Source organism: Mycobacterium sp. 852002-51971_SCH5477799-a, assembly GCF_001667145.1.
In the GTDB taxonomy this organism is placed as follows: domain Bacteria; phylum Actinomycetota; class Actinomycetes; order Mycobacteriales; family Mycobacteriaceae; genus Mycobacterium.
The window spans coordinates 126,731-145,693 of record NZ_LZIF01000087.1; the positions used below are offsets into that span (position 1 = coordinate 126,731).

Annotated in this window: 18 protein-coding genes; 11 read left to right on the forward strand and 7 right to left on the reverse strand. The window is 68.7% G+C overall.

Annotated elements, in window-relative coordinates; genetic code table 11:
- Nucleotides 1-627 (reverse strand): TetR/AcrR family transcriptional regulator, encoded by a 627-nt coding sequence (locus tag A5753_RS13320; protein WP_067128366.1) that lies wholly within the window; start codon nucleotides 625-627, stop codon nucleotides 1-3.
- A gap of 104 nt (nucleotides 628-731) precedes the next feature.
- Between A5753_RS13320 and A5753_RS13325 the strand changes: the two genes are divergently transcribed.
- The 7 genes from A5753_RS13325 to A5753_RS13355 all read left to right on the forward strand — a co-directional run bounded on the left by A5753_RS13325 (nucleotide 732) and on the right by A5753_RS13355 (nucleotide 7,144).
- Nucleotides 732-2,372 (forward strand): acyl-CoA carboxylase subunit beta, encoded by a 1,641-nt coding sequence (locus A5753_RS13325; protein WP_067128368.1) that lies wholly within the window; start codon nucleotides 732-734, stop codon nucleotides 2,370-2,372.
- Complete coding sequence (locus tag A5753_RS13330) at nucleotides 2,369-2,638, forward strand: acyl-CoA carboxylase subunit epsilon (RefSeq protein ID WP_067128371.1); 270 nt, start codon at nucleotides 2,369-2,371, stop codon at nucleotides 2,636-2,638. Before A5753_RS13325 ends, A5753_RS13330 begins: the two co-directional genes overlap by 4 nt.
- Nucleotides 2,635-3,267, forward strand: coding sequence for a nucleoside triphosphate pyrophosphatase (locus A5753_RS13335; RefSeq protein ID WP_067128374.1), 633 nt, complete (start codon nucleotides 2,635-2,637; stop codon nucleotides 3,265-3,267). The genes A5753_RS13330 and A5753_RS13335 overlap by 4 nt, the downstream gene beginning before the upstream one ends.
- A gap of 22 nt (nucleotides 3,268-3,289) precedes the next feature.
- Nucleotides 3,290-4,180 carry a sulfurtransferase gene (locus A5753_RS13340; protein ID WP_067128377.1) on the forward strand — a complete coding sequence of 297 codons (891 nt, stop codon included), beginning with the start codon at nucleotides 3,290-3,292 and terminating at the stop codon, nucleotides 4,178-4,180.
- A 10-nt stretch (nucleotides 4,181-4,190) separates the two neighbouring features.
- Nucleotides 4,191-4,610, forward strand: a complete 420-nt coding sequence (locus A5753_RS13345) for a SufE family protein (protein ID WP_067128380.1) — start codon at nucleotides 4,191-4,193, stop codon at nucleotides 4,608-4,610.
- Between the two features lie 126 nt (nucleotides 4,611-4,736).
- The gene (locus A5753_RS13350; protein ID WP_067128383.1) at nucleotides 4,737-6,533 is read left to right on the forward strand and encodes an acetyl/propionyl/methylcrotonyl-CoA carboxylase subunit alpha; all 1,797 of its coding nucleotides are present in this window, start codon (nucleotides 4,737-4,739) and stop codon (nucleotides 6,531-6,533) included.
- A gap of 182 nt (nucleotides 6,534-6,715) precedes the next feature.
- Entirely contained in the window at nucleotides 6,716-7,144 is a 429-nt protein-coding gene (locus tag A5753_RS13355; protein WP_067128386.1) for an STAS domain-containing protein, read from the forward strand.
- Here A5753_RS13355 and A5753_RS13360 read toward each other — a convergent pair.
- The 4 genes from A5753_RS13360 to A5753_RS13375 all read right to left on the reverse strand — a co-directional run bounded on the left by A5753_RS13360 (nucleotide 7,115) and on the right by A5753_RS13375 (nucleotide 9,511).
- Nucleotides 7,115-7,903: an RNA polymerase sigma factor SigF gene (locus A5753_RS13360; RefSeq protein ID WP_067128390.1), complete on the reverse strand. Its 789-nt coding sequence runs from the start codon at nucleotides 7,901-7,903 to the stop codon at nucleotides 7,115-7,117. The two genes, A5753_RS13355 and A5753_RS13360, sit on opposite strands and share 30 nt — an antisense overlap.
- Nucleotides 7,900-8,337 (reverse strand): ATP-binding protein, encoded by a 438-nt coding sequence (locus A5753_RS13365; RefSeq protein ID WP_007773234.1) that lies wholly within the window; start codon nucleotides 8,335-8,337, stop codon nucleotides 7,900-7,902. The genes A5753_RS13360 and A5753_RS13365 overlap by 4 nt, the downstream gene beginning before the upstream one ends.
- A gap of 431 nt (nucleotides 8,338-8,768) precedes the next feature.
- Complete coding sequence (gene usfY, locus A5753_RS13370) at nucleotides 8,769-9,080, reverse strand: protein UsfY (protein WP_067128393.1); 312 nt, start codon at nucleotides 9,078-9,080, stop codon at nucleotides 8,769-8,771.
- A 47-nt stretch (nucleotides 9,081-9,127) separates the two neighbouring features.
- Nucleotides 9,128-9,511: a hypothetical protein gene (locus tag A5753_RS13375; protein WP_067128396.1), complete on the reverse strand. Its 384-nt coding sequence runs from the start codon at nucleotides 9,509-9,511 to the stop codon at nucleotides 9,128-9,130.
- A gap of 552 nt (nucleotides 9,512-10,063) precedes the next feature.
- Here A5753_RS13375 and A5753_RS13380 point away from each other — a divergent pair.
- The 3 genes from A5753_RS13380 to nei2 all read left to right on the forward strand — a co-directional run bounded on the left by A5753_RS13380 (nucleotide 10,064) and on the right by nei2 (nucleotide 16,137).
- A complete protein-coding gene (locus A5753_RS13380) occupies nucleotides 10,064-10,726 on the forward strand; it encodes a TetR/AcrR family transcriptional regulator (protein ID WP_067128399.1) in 663 nt (220 codons plus the stop codon).
- A gap of 88 nt (nucleotides 10,727-10,814) precedes the next feature.
- A complete protein-coding gene (locus A5753_RS13385) occupies nucleotides 10,815-15,380 on the forward strand; it encodes an ATP-dependent helicase (protein ID WP_156656090.1) in 4,566 nt (1,521 codons plus the stop codon).
- 1 nt (nucleotide 15,381) lies between these two features.
- Nucleotides 15,382-16,137: an endonuclease VIII Nei2 gene (nei2, locus tag A5753_RS13390; protein ID WP_067128405.1), complete on the forward strand. Its 756-nt coding sequence runs from the start codon at nucleotides 15,382-15,384 to the stop codon at nucleotides 16,135-16,137.
- Between the two features lie 24 nt (nucleotides 16,138-16,161).
- Here nei2 and A5753_RS13395 read toward each other — a convergent pair whose 3' ends face one another.
- A complete protein-coding gene (locus tag A5753_RS13395) occupies nucleotides 16,162-17,079 on the reverse strand; it encodes a PHB depolymerase family esterase (protein WP_067128407.1) in 918 nt (305 codons plus the stop codon).
- Nucleotides 17,080-17,270: 191 nt separating this feature from the next.
- Between A5753_RS13395 and A5753_RS13400 the strand changes: the two genes are divergently transcribed.
- Nucleotides 17,271-17,633 (forward strand): DUF732 domain-containing protein, encoded by a 363-nt coding sequence (locus A5753_RS13400; RefSeq protein WP_067128410.1) that lies wholly within the window; start codon nucleotides 17,271-17,273, stop codon nucleotides 17,631-17,633.
- Nucleotides 17,634-17,657: 24 nt separating this feature from the next.
- On the opposite strand, the gene A5753_RS13405 is transcribed toward A5753_RS13400, so the two are convergent.
- On the reverse strand, nucleotides 17,658-18,806 hold the full coding sequence (locus A5753_RS13405) for a PPE family protein (RefSeq protein ID WP_067128413.1): 1,149 nt from the start codon (nucleotides 18,804-18,806) through the stop codon (nucleotides 17,658-17,660).
- Nucleotides 18,807-18,963 lie beyond the last annotated feature (157 nt).

Sequence of the window (18,963 nt, forward strand, 5' to 3'; positions counted from 1 at the left end):
CTACTCCTGCGCCGCCGTCAATACGCTCTGGATCGCGGGCGCCAGCCGCGCGATCAGCGTGTCGGTGTCCGCTTCCGCGAGGATCCGAACTCCCACGATTCGTCGTCCGACGACGATACCGACCAACATCGACGACGCCAGACCGGCGCGCAGCGCCGCGTCGTCGGGGTCACCCGGTCGCGAGCGAACGCCGTCGAGCAGGCGAGCCTGAATGAACTCGCGCAGCTGCTCGTTGGCGCCGGCTTTTGCCCCACCTTCCGCCAGGGCTCCGCGCAGCATCGCCAGCAACGGCTCCGAGTCCCTCGGGTGGCCCTCCCACACGTCGAGGAAGGCGCGCACTACTCGCTCCCCGAGGTGTTCGTCGGGTCCTTCGAACGCGGATCCCAAGCGCGCCAATGCTTCCGGCGTGATCGACATGACCGCCCCGAACAGCTCGTCCTTCGACTTGAAGAACTGCATCACCAGCGACGCATCGACCCCGGCGTCGGCGGCGACCCGCCTGATCGTGGTGCCGGCATAGCCATCGGCGGCGAACCTCGCACGAGCCGCGTCCAAGATGGCCTGCCTGGTTGTGCTCGCCCCCGGCCGGCGGCCGCGGCGCCCGGCGGCAACTGGCTTGGCAGTCATGGCGCCGGGTGAACCGGCAACTGCTGTTTATATTCGCGAATCGCCGGCGACTACTTAAGGGCTGCTTAAGGGAGACCGACAGGGCTGCCGATAACATCGCTCCCATGACGAGCGTTACCGACCACACTGCGGAACCCGCCGCCCAGCACAGCATCGACATCCACACCACCGCGGGCAAGCTCGCCGAGCTGCACAAGCGGCGCGAAGAGTCACTGCACCCGGTGGGCGAAGAGGCCGTCGAGAAGGTGCACGCCAAGGGCAAGTTGACCGCCCGCGAACGCATCCTCGCGCTGCTCGACGAGGACTCGTTCGTGGAGCTCGACGCGCTGGCCCGCCACCGCAGCAAGAACTTCGGCCTGGAGAACAACCGCCCGCTTGGCGACGGGGTGATCACCGGCTATGGCACCGTCGACGGGCGCGACGTGTGCATCTTCAGCCAGGACGCCACGGTGTTCGGCGGCAGCCTCGGCGAGGTGTACGGCGAGAAGATCGTCAAGATCCAGGACCTGGCCATCAAGACCGGTCGCCCGCTGATCGGCATCAACGACGGCGCCGGCGCGCGGATCCAGGAGGGCGTCGTCTCGCTCGGCCTGTACAGCCGCATCTTCCGCAACAACATCCTGGCCTCCGGCGTCATCCCGCAGATCTCGCTGATCATGGGGGCGGCCGCCGGTGGGCACGTCTACTCCCCCGCCCTGACCGACTTCGTGGTCATGGTCGATCAGACCAGCCAGATGTTCATCACCGGGCCCGACGTCATCAAGACCGTCACCGGTGAGGACGTCACCATGGAGGAGCTGGGCGGCGCGCACACCCACATGGCCAAGTCGGGCACCCTGCACTACGTCGCCTCCGGCGAGCAGGACGCCTTCGACTGGGTCCGCGACCTGCTGAGCTATCTGCCGCCCAACAACGCCACCGACGCGCCGCGCTACGCCGAGCCGCACCCCCCGGGCGCCATCGAGGACAACCTCACCGAGGAGGACCTCGAGCTCGACACGTTGATCCCGGACTCGCCCAACCAGCCCTACGACATGCACGAGGTGATCACGCGCATCCTCGACGACGACGAATTCCTCGAGATCCAGGGCGGCTACGCGCAGAACATCGTCGTCGGGTTCGGCCGCGTCGAGGGCCGCCCGGTCGGGATCGTCGCCAACCAGCCGACCCAGTTCGCCGGCTGCCTGGACATCAACGCCTCGGAGAAGGCCGCGCGGTTCGTGCGGACCTGCGACTGCTTCAACATCCCGATCATCATGCTGGTGGATGTCCCGGGCTTCCTGCCGGGCACCGGCCAGGAGTACAACGGCATCATCCGCCGCGGCGCCAAGCTGCTGTTCGCCTACGGCGAGGCGACGGTCCCGAAGATCACCGTCATCACCCGCAAAGCCTACGGCGGCGCCTACTGCGTGATGGGGTCCAAGGACATGGGCTGCGACGTCAACCTGGCGTGGCCGTCGGCGCAGATCGCGGTGATGGGCGCCTCCGGCGCGGTCGGGTTCGTCTACCGCAAGCAACTGAGTGAGGCCGCCAAGGAGGGCAAGGACGTCGACGCGCTGCGGCTGCAACTGCAGCAGGAGTACGAGGACACCTTGGTCAACCCGTATGTCGCCGCTGAGCGGGGCTATGTCGACGCGGTGATCCCGCCGTCGCACACCCGCGGTTACATCGGCACGGCGCTGCGTCTGCTGGAACGCAAGATCTCCCACCTGCCCCCCAAGAAGCACGGGAACATCCCCCTATGACCCAACCGACCGACGACGTGCAGGCCGACGGGGCCGAGGACGCCTCGCAGCCGCAGACGCACGAGCCGCACATCCAGATCCTCAAGGGTGAGCCGACCGCCGGGGAGGTGGCCGCGCTCGTCGCGGTGCTGGGATGCGCCGGCGGTGCGCCGGAACCGGAGCAGCCCGAGCGGACCCGCTGGGGTCTGCCGGTCGACCGCTTGCGTTTCGCGATGACCAACTTCCAGCGGCTGACGTTCCAGCAAATGACCCACATGAGGCAGTGACCCGCCTGGTGCTGGCATCGGCCTCGACCGGCCGGCTCAAGGTGCTGCGCCAGGCCGGCGTCGATCCGCTGGTCGTGGTCTCCGGCGTCGACGAGGATGCCGTCGCCGCCGCGCTGGGTCCGGACGCGTCGCCGCCCGACGTGGTGTGCGCCCTGGCCCGGGCCAAGGCCGAACGGGTCGCGAGTGAGCTGGATGGCGGCGTCGCGGCCGATTGCGTTGTCATCGGTTGTGATTCGATGCTGTCCATCGACGGCCGGCTGTGCGGGAAGCCCGGCTCGGCCGATGCCGCCGCGAGCCAGTGGCGCGTGATGGCTGGCCGCTCCGGGGAACTGCACACCGGGCACTGCCTGCTGCGGCTGCGCGACGGCGTTATCACCCACCGCGAAGTCGAATCACGGTGCACGACAGTGTATTTCGCCGTCCCAACGGACGCGGACCTGCGGGCGTATGTCGCCCACGGCGAACCGTGGCACGTAGCAGGCGGCTTCACCCTGGACGGCCTGGGCGGCTGGTTCGTCGACGGCATCGACGGTGACCCGTCCAACGTGATCGGCGTCAGCCTGCCGCTGCTGCGGTCGCTGCTTGAGCGGGTCGGGCTGCCGGTGTCCACGCTGTGGGCCGGCATCTAGCCCTGGCGGTAGGCTCGGCAACGTGGCATTACCACCCGATCCAAGCCCGACACTGCAGGCCTACGCCCACCCCGAGCGACTGGTCACCGCCGACTGGCTGTCCGCCAACCAAGGCACCCCCGGCCTGGCGATCGTCGAATCCGACGAGGACGTCCTGCTCTACGACGTCGGTCATATTCCCGGGGCTGTGAAGGTCGACTGGCATACCGACCTCAACGACCCACGGGTCCGCGACTACATCGACGGCGCGCAATTCGCGGAGCTGATGGACCGCAAGGGCATCGCCCGCGACGACACCGTGGTGATCTACGGCGACAAGAGCAACTGGTGGGCGGCTTATGCCCTGTGGGTGTTCACGCTGTTCGGGCATCCCGACGTGCGGCTGCTCAACGGCGGCCGTGACCTGTGGCTGGCCGAACGCCGGGAGACGACGCTGGACGTGCCCACCAAGACGTCCAGCGGCTATCCCGTCGTCACCCGCAACGACGCGCCCATCCGCGCCTTCAAGGACGACGTGCTGGGCATTCTCGGCAGCGAGCCGCTGATCGACGTGCGCTCGCCGGACGAGTACACCGGCAAGCGCACGCACATGCCCGAGTACCCCGAGGAAGGCGTGCTGCGCGGGGGCCACATCCCCACCGCCCGGTCGATTCCGTGGGCCAAGGCGGCCGACGAGAGCGGGCGTTTCCGCAGCCGCGAGGAGCTCGAGGAGCTGTACAGCTTCATCGAGCCGGACGACAAGACGGTCGTCTACTGCCGCATCGGCGAGCGCTCCAGCCACACCTGGTTCGTGCTGACGCATCTGCTCGGCAAGCCCGGGGTGCGCAACTACGACGGATCGTGGACCGAGTGGGGCAACACCGTGCGCACGCCGATCGTGGCGGGTGAAGAGCCGGGCACCGTCGAAGTCTGATGGCGCCGCGATGAGCATGCCCGCGCCGCTGGCAGAGGTGGTCTCCGACTTCGCCGAGGTCGAGGGCCAGGACAAGCTGGCGCTGCTGCTGGAGTTCGCCAACGAGCTCCCCCCGCTGCCGTCCGACCTCGAAGAAGCGGCCATGGAGCCGGTGCCCGAATGCCAGACCCCGCTGTTTTTGCACGTCGACGCGAGCGACCCCGAGCGGGTGCGGCTGCACTTCAGCGCGCCGGCCGAATCGCCGACCACGCGGGGGTTCGCGTCGATTCTGGCCGCCGGTCTCGACGAACAGCCGGCCGCCGACATTCTGGCCGTGCCCGAGGATTTCTACGCCGACCTCGGGCTGGCCGCACTGATCAGCCCGCTGCGGCTGCGCGGCTTGTCGGCGATGCTCGCCCGCATCAAGCGCAGGCTGCGCGAGGCGTCCTGAAAAAAGTTGGACCGCCTCGTCGGGCCGAACGGCGCGGCGCTTAGACTTCCCCAGAACTCGTTGTAAGAAATTCTCTTAGAGAAGTCCGCAGAAATACGTCTGCGGATATGCCAAACAGGAGGCGCAGTGGCTAATCACGCCAGCTCGAGGATCTCCAAGGTGCTCGTTGCCAACCGCGGCGAGATCGCTGTCCGGGTGATCCGCGCGGCCCGCGATGCGGGCCTGTCAAGCGTGGCGGTGTACGCCGAGCCCGACGCTGACGCGCCGCACGTGCGTCTGGCCGACGAGGCGTTCGCGTTGGGCGGCCAAACTTCCGCGGAGTCCTACCTGGATTTCGCCAAACTCCTTGACGCGGCGGCCAAGTCGGGCGCGAACGCCATCCACCCCGGCTACGGCTTCCTGTCGGAGAACGCGGACTTCGCCCAGGCCGTCATCGACGCCGGGCTGATCTGGATCGGGCCCAGCCCGCAGTCGATCCGCGATCTCGGCGACAAGGTCACCGCCCGCCACATCGCGGCCCGCGCGCAGGCCCCTCTGGTGCCCGGCACCCCCGACCCGGTGAAGGACGCCGACGAGGTGGTCGCCTTCGCCGAGGAATACGGCGTGCCCGTCGCGATCAAAGCCGCGTTCGGCGGCGGCGGCAAAGGCATGAAAGTCGCCCGCACCATCGAGGAGATCCCCGAGCTGTTCGAGTCGGCGGTCCGCGAGGCCACGGCCGCGTTCGGCCGCGGCGAGTGCTTCGTCGAGCGCTACCTGGACAAGCCCCGCCACGTCGAAGCCCAGGTGATCGCCGACCAGCACGGCAACGTGATCGTCGCCGGAACCCGTGACTGCTCGCTGCAGCGCCGCTTCCAGAAGCTGGTCGAAGAGGCGCCGGCGCCGTTCCTGACCGACGCGCAGCGCAAGGAGATCCACGAGTCGGCCAAGCGGATCTGCAAAGAGGCGCACTACTACGGCGCCGGGACCGTCGAATACCTGGTCGGCCAGGACGGCCTGATCTCCTTCCTGGAGGTCAACACCCGTCTGCAGGTCGAGCACCCGGTCACCGAGGAGACCGCCGGCATCGACCTGGTGCTGCAGCAGTTCAAGATCGCCAACGGCGAGAAGCTGGACCTCACCGAGGACCCCACGCCGCGCGGGCACGCCATCGAGTTCCGGATCAACGGCGAGGACGCCGGACGCGGCTTCCTGCCCGCGCCCGGCCCGGTCACCCGATACGACATCCCGACCGGCCCCGGCGTCCGGCTGGACTCGGGTGTAGAGGCCGGCTCGGTCATCGGCGGGCAATTCGACTCGATGCTGTCCAAGCTGATCGTCTACGGCGCGACCCGCGAGGAGGCGCTCGCCCGCTCGCGCCGGGCCCTGGACGAGTTCCATGTCGAAGGTCTGGCCACCGTCATCCCGTTCCACCGCGCCGTGGTGTCCGACCCGGCGTTCATCGGTGACGGCGACGGCTTCTCGGTGCACACCCGCTGGATCGAGACCGAGTGGAACAACACTATCGAGCCGTTCACCGGCGGCGAGCCGCTGGACGAAGAGGACGCCCGGCCGCGCCAGAAGGTGGTCGTGGAGGTCGGCGGCCGCCGGCTTGAGGTGTCGCTGCCCGGCGACCTGGCGCTGTCTGGCGGCGGCGCGGCGGACCCGGCCGGCGTCATCCGCAAGAAGCCCAAGGCGCGCAAGCGCGGGCCGCACGCGGGTGCGGCCGCCTCCGGTGACGCGGTGACCGCCCCCATGCAGGGCACCGTCGTCAAGGTCGCGGTCGAGGAAGGCCAGGAGGTCGCCGCGGGCGACCTGGTGGTGGTACTCGAGGCGATGAAGATGGAGAACCCGGTCACGGCGCACAAGGACGGCGTCATCACCGGCCTCGCGGTCGAGGCCGGTGCCGCCATCACTCAGGGCACGGTGCTCGCCGAGATCAAGTAGCTGTCTGAGAGTTTTCCCAGACAACGTTGTCGGCCCTGGCTATCGGGAGTAGGGTCTCGGACAAGGTTGAGTTCACAGCCGCCCGGGATACGTCGGTGACGTGGGGGTAGGCGGAATTCCCATATTTTCCGAACTCTTTTCACGTGGCTGACGTATCCACAGCAGGAAACTCCCGCAATGGGATGGAGTCAGTGATGTCCGCCGCCCAATCTTGGCAACAAAGCCGCACAGCACAATTCACCGCCCGCTGGGGCCCCGCGGGATCCCTGATCACCGTGGACGGCGAGCTCGACGCGGCCAACGCCGATCAGCTGGTCGCGCACGTGCAGCAGAGCACCAGCCGCTCCCGGCGGGTGATCCTCGACCTGCGTGGCCTCAAATTCATTGGTACCGCGGGTTTTTCGGCCCTGCACCGGATCAATGTGGCATGCTCGGGCGCTCAGGTGTCCTGGGCCATGGCGCCGAGTCCGGCGGTAGCCAGGTTGCTTAGGGTGTGCGACCCCGACGCGACGCTGCCGGTGACGACGCAGCAGGCCGAGCCGCTGCTGGAACCGCTGTGGGTAGAAGAAGAAGCCCGGCCGCTACTGCAACTGGTCACGGAGCCGCGTTAGCGACTTCGCCAGCAGCCGCGACACGTGCATCTGTGAGATGCCGACCCGCTCGGCGATCTGCGTCTGCGTCATCGACTCGAAGAATCGCAGCACCAACACCGTCCGTTCCCGCTCCGGCAGCGCCTCGAGCAGCGGACGCAACGACTCCTGATCCTCGATCCGGTCCAGGCCGGTGTCGACGTCACCGAGGGTGTCCGCGATAGCGCGGGCCTCCTCCTCCTCGCTGCCGCCACCGCTGTCGATGGACAAAGTGTTGTACGAGCTCCCCGCCACCAGCCCCTCGACCACCTCTTCGCGGTCCATGTCCAGCTCCGCGGCGAGTTCGGTCGCGGTAGGCGCCCGCCCAAGTCGCTGCGACAGGTCGGCGGTGGCGGTGCCCAGCCGCAGGTGCAGTTCCTTCAGCCGCCGCGGGACCTTGACCGACCAGCTGTTGTCGCGGAAGTGGCGGCGAACCTCTCCCATGATCGTGGGCACCGCGAACGAAACGAAGTCCGAGCCGGCGTCGACGTCGAACCGGACGACCGCGTTGACCAATCCGACCCGCGCCACCTGAACCAGGTCGTCACGCGGCTCGCCGCGACCTTCGAAGCGGCGCGCGATGTGGTCGGCGAGCGGCAGGCAGCGCTCGACGATCTTGTCCCGTTGACGTTGAAATTCCATCGAGTCCGGCGCGACGGCGGCCAACTCGCGGAACATGCCCGGAACATCGGCGTATTCGTTCGGACGAGAAACCGAACCGCCGGCAGCTCGCGCTGTCACCTGCTGGAGGCCGCCCGTCGCGCCGTCAGTGTGATGCCGAAAACACTGCCGGTTTCATTGGGTTCGCGACCGTCATGGAAAGTCTGGACGTCGTCGGCGAGCGACGTCAGCACATGCCAACTGAAGCTGCCGGGCGCCACCACGTCGTGAGTGTCGCATGCCGCGGAAGCTTCCACTACCAATTGGTCGTCCTGGGGGTCGACCACGACGATCAGGGTCGCGTCGGGAGTGGCCGAACGAATCAACCGGGTGCACACTTCGTCGACCGCGAGCCGCAGGTCCGCCACCGCATCGAAATCCAGGTCCTCGAAGGTGCCGATGGCACCGACCAGGGTGCGCAGCATCGCCAGGTTCTCCAGTCGCGCAGCAACGTGAAGTTCGACGGCGCGATGGCCGCGCGGACGCTTGTTAGCGTGCAATCCAGCATCGTTCATATGGTCTCCCGGCAATGTTTGACTGACACTACTACTGCTCCGCAGTCCGCCGTGGACTTCGCGTTCGAGCCGGTTAGTCATGATCGCCGCCGGGTATTCGACCCGCTGTCGGCGGGCCTGACACGACCGACACAATCCGGAAGCGCCGACATGGGGGCTTCGCGGTGATCGCCGGGGTCACGCTGGTCATATCGATAGTCGTCGCAGTAGGCATATATGTATTCGGTGTGATCGTGATTCCGACCCCCATGATGGGGTGACCACGCAACCGTTCCGGCACTCATCATGGTGCAGACCTGATACCCACAAGTTCCCGCCCGTAATCTTGCAATCGCCTTTCATGCGGAAGATCACACCAGTGGCGTAGAGGCAGGTCACGCGGAGAAAAGAGGCGATCGACGGGACGCGTGTCAGTTAGTCGGCGGCTTGCCCTAGCTGGCCGGCCGTTGGCGGTAGACGTCCGGATGTTCGGTGTACCAGCGATCGCAGATCCGGCGAATCCTGCGGTGCTCCACCGCCAGCCAGGTCAGCCCCAGCACCGCGGCGATGACTCCGACGATTCCCGCCGTCATGCCCTCGTGGTGATGTCCGCTGCCGAAGGCCGCAAGGCTGCCGCAGGTCCCGATCACGCCCGCGACGACTAAGAGGTACCCGGGCCAGTGCAGGACGTCGATCAGCGACTCGCCGGCGAGCGGCCGTGTGGTCCTCAGATGGTCGACGGGGTCGTGGTAGGTGTCTCCCATAACTGCTCCTCACCGCGCCTTCAACGGTAGATCGCGGGAGGGCAAACCTAAAGGGCCAGTACCGGACCGGCGATCGGCGCAACCCCCATGGCGACCATCAGCGCCATCGCGGTGAGCAGGAACCAGCCCGCGCCGTGCCACCCCCACCACGTCCCCTGGGCCTTCCACACCAGATAGGTCCGCATGAAAGCCCAGATTCCGGCGCCGAGCGCGATCAGCGGACCTCCGAACGCCAGCAGGGTGCGCTGCGGTGGGCCACACGCCACCGTGTCCACGCCCACTCCGGGGCAGGTACTGACCCATACGGCCGCGATCAACAGGAAGCCGACGGCGGCAAGCGTGGACAGGACGGCGAAACGGATGGCGGCGTGCACCTCGCCGTCCTCCTGGCCTAAGCGGTCACCGCCCGATCGCGCGTCTGCTTTCTGCATCGGTGTTCACCTCCCTTTGAAACCCCGCGCTGAGTTCATCGCTCGCTACGTCACATTAGTTACAGGGCGGCAGCGCCCGCGCTGGTAGCTGCGGAATCTGCACGAACTCACATACCCCATGGCAAACCCCGGTAAACGGGACGATCTGAGGTCAAGCTCTAGGTCGTCGACGGCGGGCGGCACGGGCATCCGCACCGGCTCCGGGCGACGAGTCCGACGATACGATCGCACTCAATACCCCCGTGTCTGAGGATCTTTCGCCTACCATCCGCATCGCCGACTTGTGCGGGTCGAAGCGATCCTGGCCGAATCCGATTGCAATCGCCGATGTCGACATCGGCGCGTCCCGGGAGCGGGGATCGGCGCCGCGTTCGGCGGAGGGAAGCAGGCCGGTGGCGGCCGCGAATCCGGCACGGACTCGTGGAAGGCCTACTGGCGCCAAAGTGCCAATACCGTCAAATTATTGCGGCGATTTACCGCTGGTCCGAGCTGGGGAGTTCGGATGATTCCAATGTGGCTAGCGTTTTATGTCCCATGGGTACTATCTGACACATGCCAACAGCCCGCAGGCGCTTATCCCCCGAGGATCGACGGGCTGAGCTGCTCGCTTTAGGAGCAGAGGTCTTCGGGAAGCGACCCTACGACGAGGTCCGCATCGATGAGATCGCGGAACGCGCTGGAGTGTCTCGGGCCCTGATGTACCACTACTTCCCCGACAAGCGCGCATTCTTCGCGGCGGTCGTCAAAGACGAGGCCGACCGCCTGTACGAGAACACCAACATGGACGACGCGACCGGTCTGACCATGTACGAGGAGATCCGCGCCGGTGTGCTGGCCTACATGGCTTACCACGAGCAGAACCCGGAGGCCGCGTGGGCCGCGTACGTCGGCCTGGGCCGGTCCGACCCGGTTCTCTTGGGCGTCGAGGACGATGCCAAGAACCGCCAGATGGAACACATCATGTCCCGGATCAACCGGTTACTCGGCGAGGTCAACGCTGACACCATGGCACCCGACGTCGAGCGGCACCTGCAGGTGATTCTGAACGGCTGGCTGGCCCTGACCTTCGAGATCTGTCGGCAACGGATCATCGACCCCTCCACCGACGCCGAAAAGCTCGCCGACGCCTGCGCGCACGCGCTGCTTGACGCGATCGCACGGGTGCCCGAGATTCCGGAGGCACTCGGCGAGGCGATGTCCACCTCGCGCCTGTAGAGCGGAGCGGCATCTTGTCGGTGGCCGTTGGCACGATGGACAGGTGAGCACTCGCGCTGATTCCGGGCCGTCCGGCCCCTCCGACCCGATGGGCCGGTTCAGCGCGATCACCCGCGAGTGGTTCACCAGCACCTTCGACGCACCGACCATCGCGCAGGCCGACGCCTGGAACGCCATCGCCGACGGCAACAACACCCTGGTGATCGCGCCCACCGGATCGGGCAAGACGCTGGCGGCGTTCCTCTGGGCGCTGGATAGCCTCGCCGCCTCGACGGAACGCCCGCCCGGCACGCGCGTGCTCTACGTTTCCCCGCTCAAGGCGCTGGCGGTCGACGTCGAGCGCAACCTGCGCACTCCCCTGGCCGGGCTCACCCGCATCGCGGAACGCCAGGGCTTGCCGGGCCCCGACATCAGCGTCGGGGTCCGTTCCGGCGACACCCCGCCCGTCGCCCGTCGCCAACTGATCAACCGACCGCCCGACGTGTTGATCACCACTCCCGAGTCGCTGTTTCTGATGCTCACCTCGGCCGCCCGCGAGACCTTGGCCGGCGTGCAGACGGTGATCGTCGACGAGATCCACGCCATCGCCGCCGGAAAGCGCGGCGCGCACCTGGCCGTGTCGTTGGAGCGCCTCGACGCGCTGCGGGAGGACAAACCCGCCCAGCGCATCGGATTGTCGGCGACGGTGCGTCCGCCCGAGGAACTCGCGCGGTTCCTGTCCGGGCAGGCGCCGACGACCATCGTGGCCCCGCCGTCGGCCAAGACGGTCGAGCTCAGCGTGCAGGTGCCGGTGCCCGACATGGCGAACCTGGCGAACAACACCATCTGGCCTGACGTCGAGAACCGGCTGGTCGACCTGATCGAGTCGCACAACTCCACGATCGTGTTCGCCAATTCACGGCGGCTGGCCGAGCGACTTACCGCCCGCCTCAACGAGATCCACGCCGAGCGCAGCGGTGTGGAACTGAACACGGACGCCAATCCGAAGGTGGCCGGCGGCGCTCCGGCGCACATCATGGGCAGCGGGCAGACCTACGGCGCCGACCCGATATTGGCCCGCGCCCACCACGGTTCGGTGAGCAAGGAGCAGCGCGCCCTGGTCGAAGAGGACCTCAAACGCGGGCTGCTCAAGGCGGTGGTGGCCACCTCGAGCCTGGAGCTGGGTATCGACATGGGCGCCGTCGACCTGGTGATCCAGGTGGAGGCGCCGCCCTCGGTGGCCAGCGGCCTGCAACGCATCGGTCGCGCCGGCCACCAGGTCGGTGAGGTCTCGCAGGGAGTGCTGTTCCCCAAGCACCGCACCGACCTGATCGGCTGCGCGGTCAGCGTCCAGCGCATGCTCACCGGCCAGATCGAAACCATGCGGGTGCCGGCCAATCCGCTCGACATCTTGGCGCAGCAGACCGTGGCCGCGGCCGCACTGGAACCGTTGGACGCCGACCGCTGGTTCGACACGGTCCGGCGGGCCGCGCCGTTCGCCACGCTGCCCCGCAGCGTGTACGAGGCCACCCTGGACCTGTTGAGCGGCAAGTACCCGTCCACCGAATTCGCCGAGCTGCGACCGCGGTTGGTGTACGACCGCGACACCGGCACCCTGACCGCCCGCCCCGGCGCGCAGCGGCTGGCGGTGACGTCCGGCGGCGCCATCCCCGATCGCGGGCTGTTCACCGTCTACCTTGCCTCCGAGGCCGAAAAGCCTTCGCGGGTAGGCGAACTCGAAGAGGAAATGGTCTACGAGTCGCGTCCCGGCGATGTCATCTCGTTGGGCGCCACGAGCTGGCGGATCACGGAGATCACCCACGACCGGGTGCTGGTGATTCCCGCGCCCGGCCAGCCGGCCCGGTTGCCGTTCTGGCGCGGCGACGGCCTGGGCCGCCCGGCCGAGCTGGGCGCCGCGCTCGGCGCATTCACCGGTGAGCTGGCCGGCCTGAAGCGCGAGGCTTTCGACACCCGCTGCGCCGGACTGGGTTTCGACGCATACGCCATCGACAACCTGTGGGGCCTGCTCGACGAGCAGCGCAGCGCCGCCGGGGTGGTGCCCACCGACACCGCCCTGCTGGTCGAGCGGTTTCGCGACGAGCTGGGCGACTGGCGGGTGATCCTGCACTCGCCGTACGGCCTTCCGGTGAACGGACCGCTGGCGCTGGCGGTGGCCCGCCGGCTGCGCGAGCGCTACGGCATCGACGAGAAGCCCACCGCCTCCGACGACGGCGTCGTGGTGCGCCTGCCGGACATGTTGTCCGACACCACCGACACCCCGCCCGGCGCAGACCTTTTCGTTTTCGATGCCGAGGAGGTCGACCCGATCGTCACCGCCGAGGTGGGCGGCTCGGCGCTGTTCGCCTCGCGGTTCCGTGAGTGCGCGGCCCGGGCCCTGCTGTTGCCGCGCCGGCACCCCGGGCGCCGCTCGCCGCTGTGGCAGCAGCGCCAGCGCGCCGCCCAATTACTGGAAGTGGCCCGCAAATACCCCGACTTCCCGGTGGTGCTGGAGACCATCCGCGAATGCCTGCAAGACGTCTACGACGTGCCGGCCCTGACCCAGCTGATGACCGGCATCGCGCAGCGGCGGGTGCGGGTGCTCGAGGTCGAGACGCAGCGGCCGTCGCCGTTCGCGGCCTCGCTGCTGTTCGGCTACGTCGGCGCGTTCATGTACGAGGGTGACAGCCCGCTGGCCGAGCGCCGGGCCGCCGCGCTCTCGCTGGACAGCACGCTGTTGGCCGAGCTGCTGGGGCGGGTGGAGCTGCGCGATCTGCTCGATCCCGAGATCATCGCCGCCACCGGCCGCCAGCTTCAGCACCTCGCGCCGGACCGGGCCGCCCGCGACGCCGAAGCCGTCGCGGACCTGTTGCGGCTGCTGGGCCCGCTGACCGAGGACGAGGTGGCCGCCCGCGCCGGTGGCGCCGACGTGGGCGGTTGGCTGGAGGGGCTGCGCGGCGCCCGGCGCGCGTTGACCGTGTCGTTCGTCGGCCGCAGCTGGTGGGTGGCCATCGAGGACATCGGCCGGCTGCGCGACGGCATCGGGATCGCGGTTCCCCTCGGCGTGCCGGCCGCGTTCACCGCGGAGGTCGCCGACCCCCTGGGCGAACTGTTGGGCCGCTACGCGCGCACCCACACCCCGTTCACCACGGCCGAGGCCGCCGCCCGGTTCGGGCTGGGGTTGCGAGTGACCGCCGACATCCTCGGGCGGCTGGCCGGTGACGGCCGGCTGGTGCGCGGCGACTTCGTCGCCGCGGCCGAAATGCCCGGGGTGCCCGTGGCCGGGGGCGAGCAGTGGTGCGACGCCGAGGTGTTGCGCATCCTGCGGCGGCGGTCGCTGGCGGCGCTGCGGGCCCAGGTAGAGCCGGTCAGCACCGCCGCCTACGGCCGGTTCCTGCCCGCCTGGCATCGCGTGGGCTCGGCCGAATCATCGCGCTCCCCAAGCCATTCCGGGCTCGATGGCCTGATGTCGGTGATCGATCAGCTGGCCGGCGCACGGATGCCGGCGTCGGCGATCGAGCCGCTGGTGCTGGCGCCCCGGGTCCGCGACTACTCCCCCGCGCTGCTCGACGAGCTGCTGGCCACCGGCGAGGTCACCTGGTCGGGGGTCGGCTCGATTTCGAGCGGCGACGGTTGGATCGCGTTGCATCCCAGCGAATCCGCGCCGTTGACCCTGCCCGGACCCGCCGACATCGAATTGGGCGATGCCCACCGCGCCGTCCTGGACACGCTCGCGCCGGGGGGCGCCTACTTCTTCCGCCAGCTCACGCAGAGCGGATTCAGCGAGTCCGAACTCAAAGCTGCGCTGTGGGAACTGATTTGGGCCGGATGGATCACCGGCGACACTTTCGCTCCGGTGCGCGCCCTGCTCGGTGGCACCGGAACCCGTAAGCGCTCGGCGCCTGCGCACCGGTCACATCGTCCGCCGCGGCTGAGCCGGTACAGCGTCGCGCACCCGCAGGCCCGGCCCGCCGACCCGACGGTGGCCGGCCGGTGGTCGATCCTGCCGGCCCCGGAGCCGGACGGCACGCTGCGCGCCCACCACCAAGCCGAACTTTTGCTGGGCCGCCACGGCGTGCTGACCCGGGGCGCGGTGACAACCGAAGGCGTGCCCGGCGGTTTCGCCACCCTGTACAAGGTGCTGAGCACGTTCGAGGATGCCGGTCGGTGCCAGCGCGGCTACTTCATCGAGTCGCTGGGCGGGGCGCAATTCGCGGTCGCGTCGACCGTCGACAGGCTGCGCGCATATTCCGACGGGGTCGATCCGGAGCGGCCCGAGTACCGCGCGGTCGCACTGGCCGCCGCGGATCCGGCCAACCCGTACGGAGCGGCGCTGCCCTGGCCGGCCTCCCGCGGCGAGGGCCCGGAGTCCGGGGGGTCGGGGGCACGCCCGGGCCGCAAGGCGGGTGCGCTGGTGGTGCTGGTCGACGGCGAGCTGGCCTGGTTTCTCGAGCGCGGCGGGCGGTCGCTGCTCACGTTCACCGACGACCCCGCCGCCCATCTCGCCGCGGCGACGGCGCTGGCCGACCTGGTCTCGTCCCGGCGAGTCGCGTCGATCCTGGTCGAACGCATCGACGGGGTGCCGGCCCTGCAGCCCCGCGCGGACGGGCCCGGTCCGGTCGATGCGCTCTCGGACGCCGGCTTCGCCCGGACTCCGCGTGGAATGCGGCTGCGCTGACATGCCCGAAGGCGACACCGTCTGGCACACGGCCGCCGTGCTGCGCGAGCGCCTGGTCGGCGGCACCCTGACCCGCTGTGACGTCCGGGTGCCGCGATTCGCCACCGTCGACCTCACCGGGCGGGTGGTCGACGAGGTGCTCAGCCGCGGAAAGCACTTGTTCATCCGGGTGGGCGACGCCAGCATTCACTCGCATCTGAAAATGGACGGCAGTTGGCGGGTCGGCAACCGCTCGGTGCGGGTCGACCACCGCGCGCGCATCATCTTGGAGACCGACAGCGTCCGCGCGGTCGGCGTCGACTTGGGCGTGCTGGAGATCCTGGAGCGCGAGCGTGACGGCGACGCGGTCGCGCACCTGGGACCGGATCTGCTGGGCGAGGATTGGGATCCCGCGCTCGCCGTCGCCAACCTGACGGCCGACCCGGACCGGCCGATCGCCGCGGCGCTGCTGGACCAGCGCCTGCTGGCCGGGGTCGGCAACGTCTACTGCAACGAATTATGTTTCCTGTCCGGGCATCTGCCCACCGCGCCGGTGCGCGACATCGCCGACCCACATCGGCTGGTTTCGCGCGCGCGGGACATGTTGTGGCTCAACCGTTTTCGTTGGAATCGGTGCACCACCGGCGACACCCGGACCGGACGCCAGCTGTGGGTCTACGGGCGATCCGGGCAGCCGTGCCGCCGCTGCGGTACCCGGATCAACTTCGACGACTCGGGGGATCGGGTGACGTACTGGTGCCCGTCCTGCCAGCGCTGAAGCGTGTGGCCCTGTTCCGGGTGTTCAGTCGCGGGCGTGGGCGAGGAAGAACTCGGCGATGGCCTCGGACCCGTCGAGCGCGCGCGTGGTGGGACCGATGACGACCGCAGGCAGGTATTGCTTGCCGCCCGGCCAGGTGTGCCCGCCGCTGTCGATCTTGACGAACACCACCTCGGTGTTGTCCGCGCACCCCGTGGACCGGTAGCGGTGCACGACCGTGCCGTCGCGGACATCGGGCAGCGCTTCCATCGCCGGCTCTGACGGGCAGCCATCGATCGAGCGCCACTTGTCCACCATGCTGTCCGCCGAGATGGAGTGGCTGACCCCGCCGCGGCCGCGCACCGTCCCGCCCTTGAAGGGCACCAGCGGGTCAGCGGTTCCGTGGGCTTCCCAGACCGACACCGGTCGCGACGGATTACAGGCCACCCCCACACCCAGCGTCCCGGCCACCGGCGCGACCGCGGCGAAGACGTCGGCGCGGTCGCACGCCAGCCGGTTGCTCATGAAGCCGCCGTTGGACATCCCGGTGACGAAAACGTGCCCGGCAGCGACGCCGTAGTCGTTCTGCAGCTTGGTCACCAGCCCGACCAGGAAGCTCACATCGTTGATGTGGCGGCGATCGGCGGGCGAGGCGCCACGCCCGTCGGCCCAGCTCTTGTCGTAACCGTCGGGATAGACGACCAACAAATTGTGAGCATCAGCAACCCTGTTGAAGCCCGTCAGGCCGCGCTGCGAGAACCCCGTGCCGCCGCCGCCGTGCAAACTGAGCACCAGCCCGACGGGTTCGCCCGCCGGCACGTGCAACATGTAGGTTCGGTCCATGCCGCCGGATCGAAAAGTGCCGGAGATGTCTCGAGCACTAGCCGCCGACACGGGTCGCACACCGCAGCCGACCACGCATATTGCCACCACACCGAGCCACAACCACCGCGCGTACGCCATGTCGTCAGATCACCGGCGGCGCGTCGCCGAAGGCTCGCCGGTAACGCGCGTGCGACCGCCGAGCAAACACTTGTGTGGCACACACCGCATTATCGGCGATACGGCGCCGGGTAGCGCCGCGAGATGCGAGCATGCGACCTAGCCCCGCCTTCAGCAAGCGACGGCACTTCTGTTCCACGGGAGTATCAGAAATGACGACCACCCAGATGCGCAACCCCATTCGGCCGCTGCTCCTGGCGATCGCCGTGCTGCCGGTGGCCGGGCTGCTCGGCGCGCTGGTGGCGTCCGCGACCGCTCACGCCACGTCCGCCGATGACGCATTCCTGGCCGCCCTGAAAGCCAAGGGCATCAACTACGAGTCATCCGACGCCGCGGTCAACTCCGGGCACACCGTCTGCCACGAACTCGACATGGGCCAGTCGCCGGAGCAGGTCGCCAACAGCGTGCTGTCCAGCAGCACCTTGGACAGCTATCACGCCGGCTATTTCGTCGGGGTCAGCATCAAGGCGTACTGCCCGAAGTACGCGGAAGCGGCGGCGTCACCGGGATCCTGACAGCTACGGGCCGCAAGGCGGAAGCTATCCCGCCGACGGCGGCCTGTGCATCACGGTGCCCGGCAGTTCCGCACCGTATTCAATATCGTCGTAGTCGCGGCCCTTGCGCCGGCGGCCGTTCGCCGAGCCACGCGTCGGGCGCATCGGGACCATCGGAAGCATCGGGGTCTGGCCGGCTCCTGCGGGCAGCGCGGAGACCGCCGACGCCAGTTGCACCGGCGCCGAAGACCCAAGCATGCCCACCGTCGCCGGCGGCATGGTCAGGCCGCCGAGCGAAACACCGACCCCCAACGAGGCCTGGGGCGCCAACGAGGACCCGACCGCGCCGACCAGGCTCACGTCCGCCGCCGACAGCGCGGCCGTGCCCTCGGCGAGGCCCAGGCCGGTGTCCGCCCCTAACGACGCAAACCCCTGGGCCGTCTGCAATTGCGCGAGCACACCGAGGAGGTTGATGGGGAATCCGCTGGCGGCAAAGAATTGGTTCGCCCAGCTGCTCCAGTATTTGAACCAGCCAGAGTTGGGATCAAAGCCGACGGCGGTGGAGGTCGCGAGGTCTTGACTTGCTCCGGAGAGGGTGGTGGCCGTCTGCGTCCCCGTGTTGGCGGTGGTCGTGGCCGGCACCATGGCGGCTTGTCTGGTCGTCGCGGACGGATCGGAAACCGGAGGCGGCGAAGAGAATTGGGGCGGCCTGACGGTGCTCGCCGAGGTGGCGGCGTAGCGGACCAACGCCGCCGAGTTGTTCACCCACATGGCGTTGTACTCGGCCTCGGTCTCGGCGATGGCCGGGTAGTTGATCCCGAAGAAGTTGGTGGCCAACAACACCGCCAGCCGCGCACGGTTTGCGGCGACCAGCGAGGGATGCACGACTGTCCAGTGCGTCAACTCGAATGCCGCGGTCATGACCTCGACCGACGTGGCGATCTCCTGGCACTGCTGCGCTGTGACGCGCAGCCAATCCAGGTAGGGTTCGAGCGCTCGGGCCATCGCCAACGCGGACGGGCCGTGCCACGTCGTCATCAGCCACGACAACTCCGCGGTGTAGCTGCCTGCGGCCTGCTCCAGCTCGGCGCTCAGCTCGTGCCAGGAGCCGGCGGCCGCGATCCATGACCAGGCGCCGGGTCCAGTGTGGATCAGCGCCGAAGTTGCCTCCGGCGGCAGTATCCAGAAGTCCATGAACTTTTACCTTGGAGAAGAACGTGGGTTGGGCGAACGCTGCGCGTCGACCCGTCCGGCGATTCGCGCGTGAGTGTGCGGAGGACATTGCGGTGACCTGCCGCTGGTCGCCGTTGACCTGCGCGGTGGCGGTGTCCGCCATCCGCAATCGAGGAGC

Excerpts from the sequence above, each read along its gene's own strand:
- A5753_RS13405 (WP_067128413.1), bottom strand. The coding sequence starts at position 18,806 with ATGGACTTCTGGATACTGCCGCCGGAGGCAACTTCGGCGCTGATCCAC.
- A5753_RS13330 (WP_067128371.1), top strand. The coding sequence starts at position 2,369 with ATGACCCAACCGACCGACGACGTGCAGGCCGACGGGGCCGAGGACGCC.
- nei2 (WP_067128405.1), top strand. The coding sequence starts at position 15,382 with ATGCCCGAAGGCGACACCGTCTGGCACACGGCCGCCGTGCTGCGCGAG.
- usfY (WP_067128393.1), bottom strand. The coding sequence starts at position 9,080 with ATGGGAGACACCTACCACGACCCCGTCGACCATCTGAGGACCACACGG.
- A5753_RS13320 (WP_067128366.1), bottom strand. The coding sequence starts at position 627 with ATGACTGCCAAGCCAGTTGCCGCCGGGCGCCGCGGCCGCCGGCCGGGG.
- A5753_RS13345 (WP_067128380.1), top strand. The coding sequence starts at position 4,191 with ATGAGCATGCCCGCGCCGCTGGCAGAGGTGGTCTCCGACTTCGCCGAG.
- A5753_RS13325 (WP_067128368.1), top strand. The coding sequence starts at position 732 with ATGACGAGCGTTACCGACCACACTGCGGAACCCGCCGCCCAGCACAGC.
- A5753_RS13365 (WP_007773234.1), bottom strand. The coding sequence starts at position 8,337 with ATGAACGATGCTGGATTGCACGCTAACAAGCGTCCGCGCGGCCATCGC.
- A5753_RS13400 (WP_067128410.1), top strand. The coding sequence starts at position 17,271 with ATGACGACCACCCAGATGCGCAACCCCATTCGGCCGCTGCTCCTGGCG.
- A5753_RS13380 (WP_067128399.1), top strand. The coding sequence starts at position 10,064 with ATGCCAACAGCCCGCAGGCGCTTATCCCCCGAGGATCGACGGGCTGAG.
- A5753_RS13385 (WP_156656090.1), top strand. The coding sequence starts at position 10,815 with ATGGGCCGGTTCAGCGCGATCACCCGCGAGTGGTTCACCAGCACCTTC.
- A5753_RS13355 (WP_067128386.1), top strand. The coding sequence starts at position 6,716 with ATGGAGTCAGTGATGTCCGCCGCCCAATCTTGGCAACAAAGCCGCACA.
- A5753_RS13395 (WP_067128407.1), bottom strand. The coding sequence starts at position 17,079 with ATGGCGTACGCGCGGTGGTTGTGGCTCGGTGTGGTGGCAATATGCGTG.
- A5753_RS13375 (WP_067128396.1), bottom strand. The coding sequence starts at position 9,511 with ATGCAGAAAGCAGACGCGCGATCGGGCGGTGACCGCTTAGGCCAGGAG.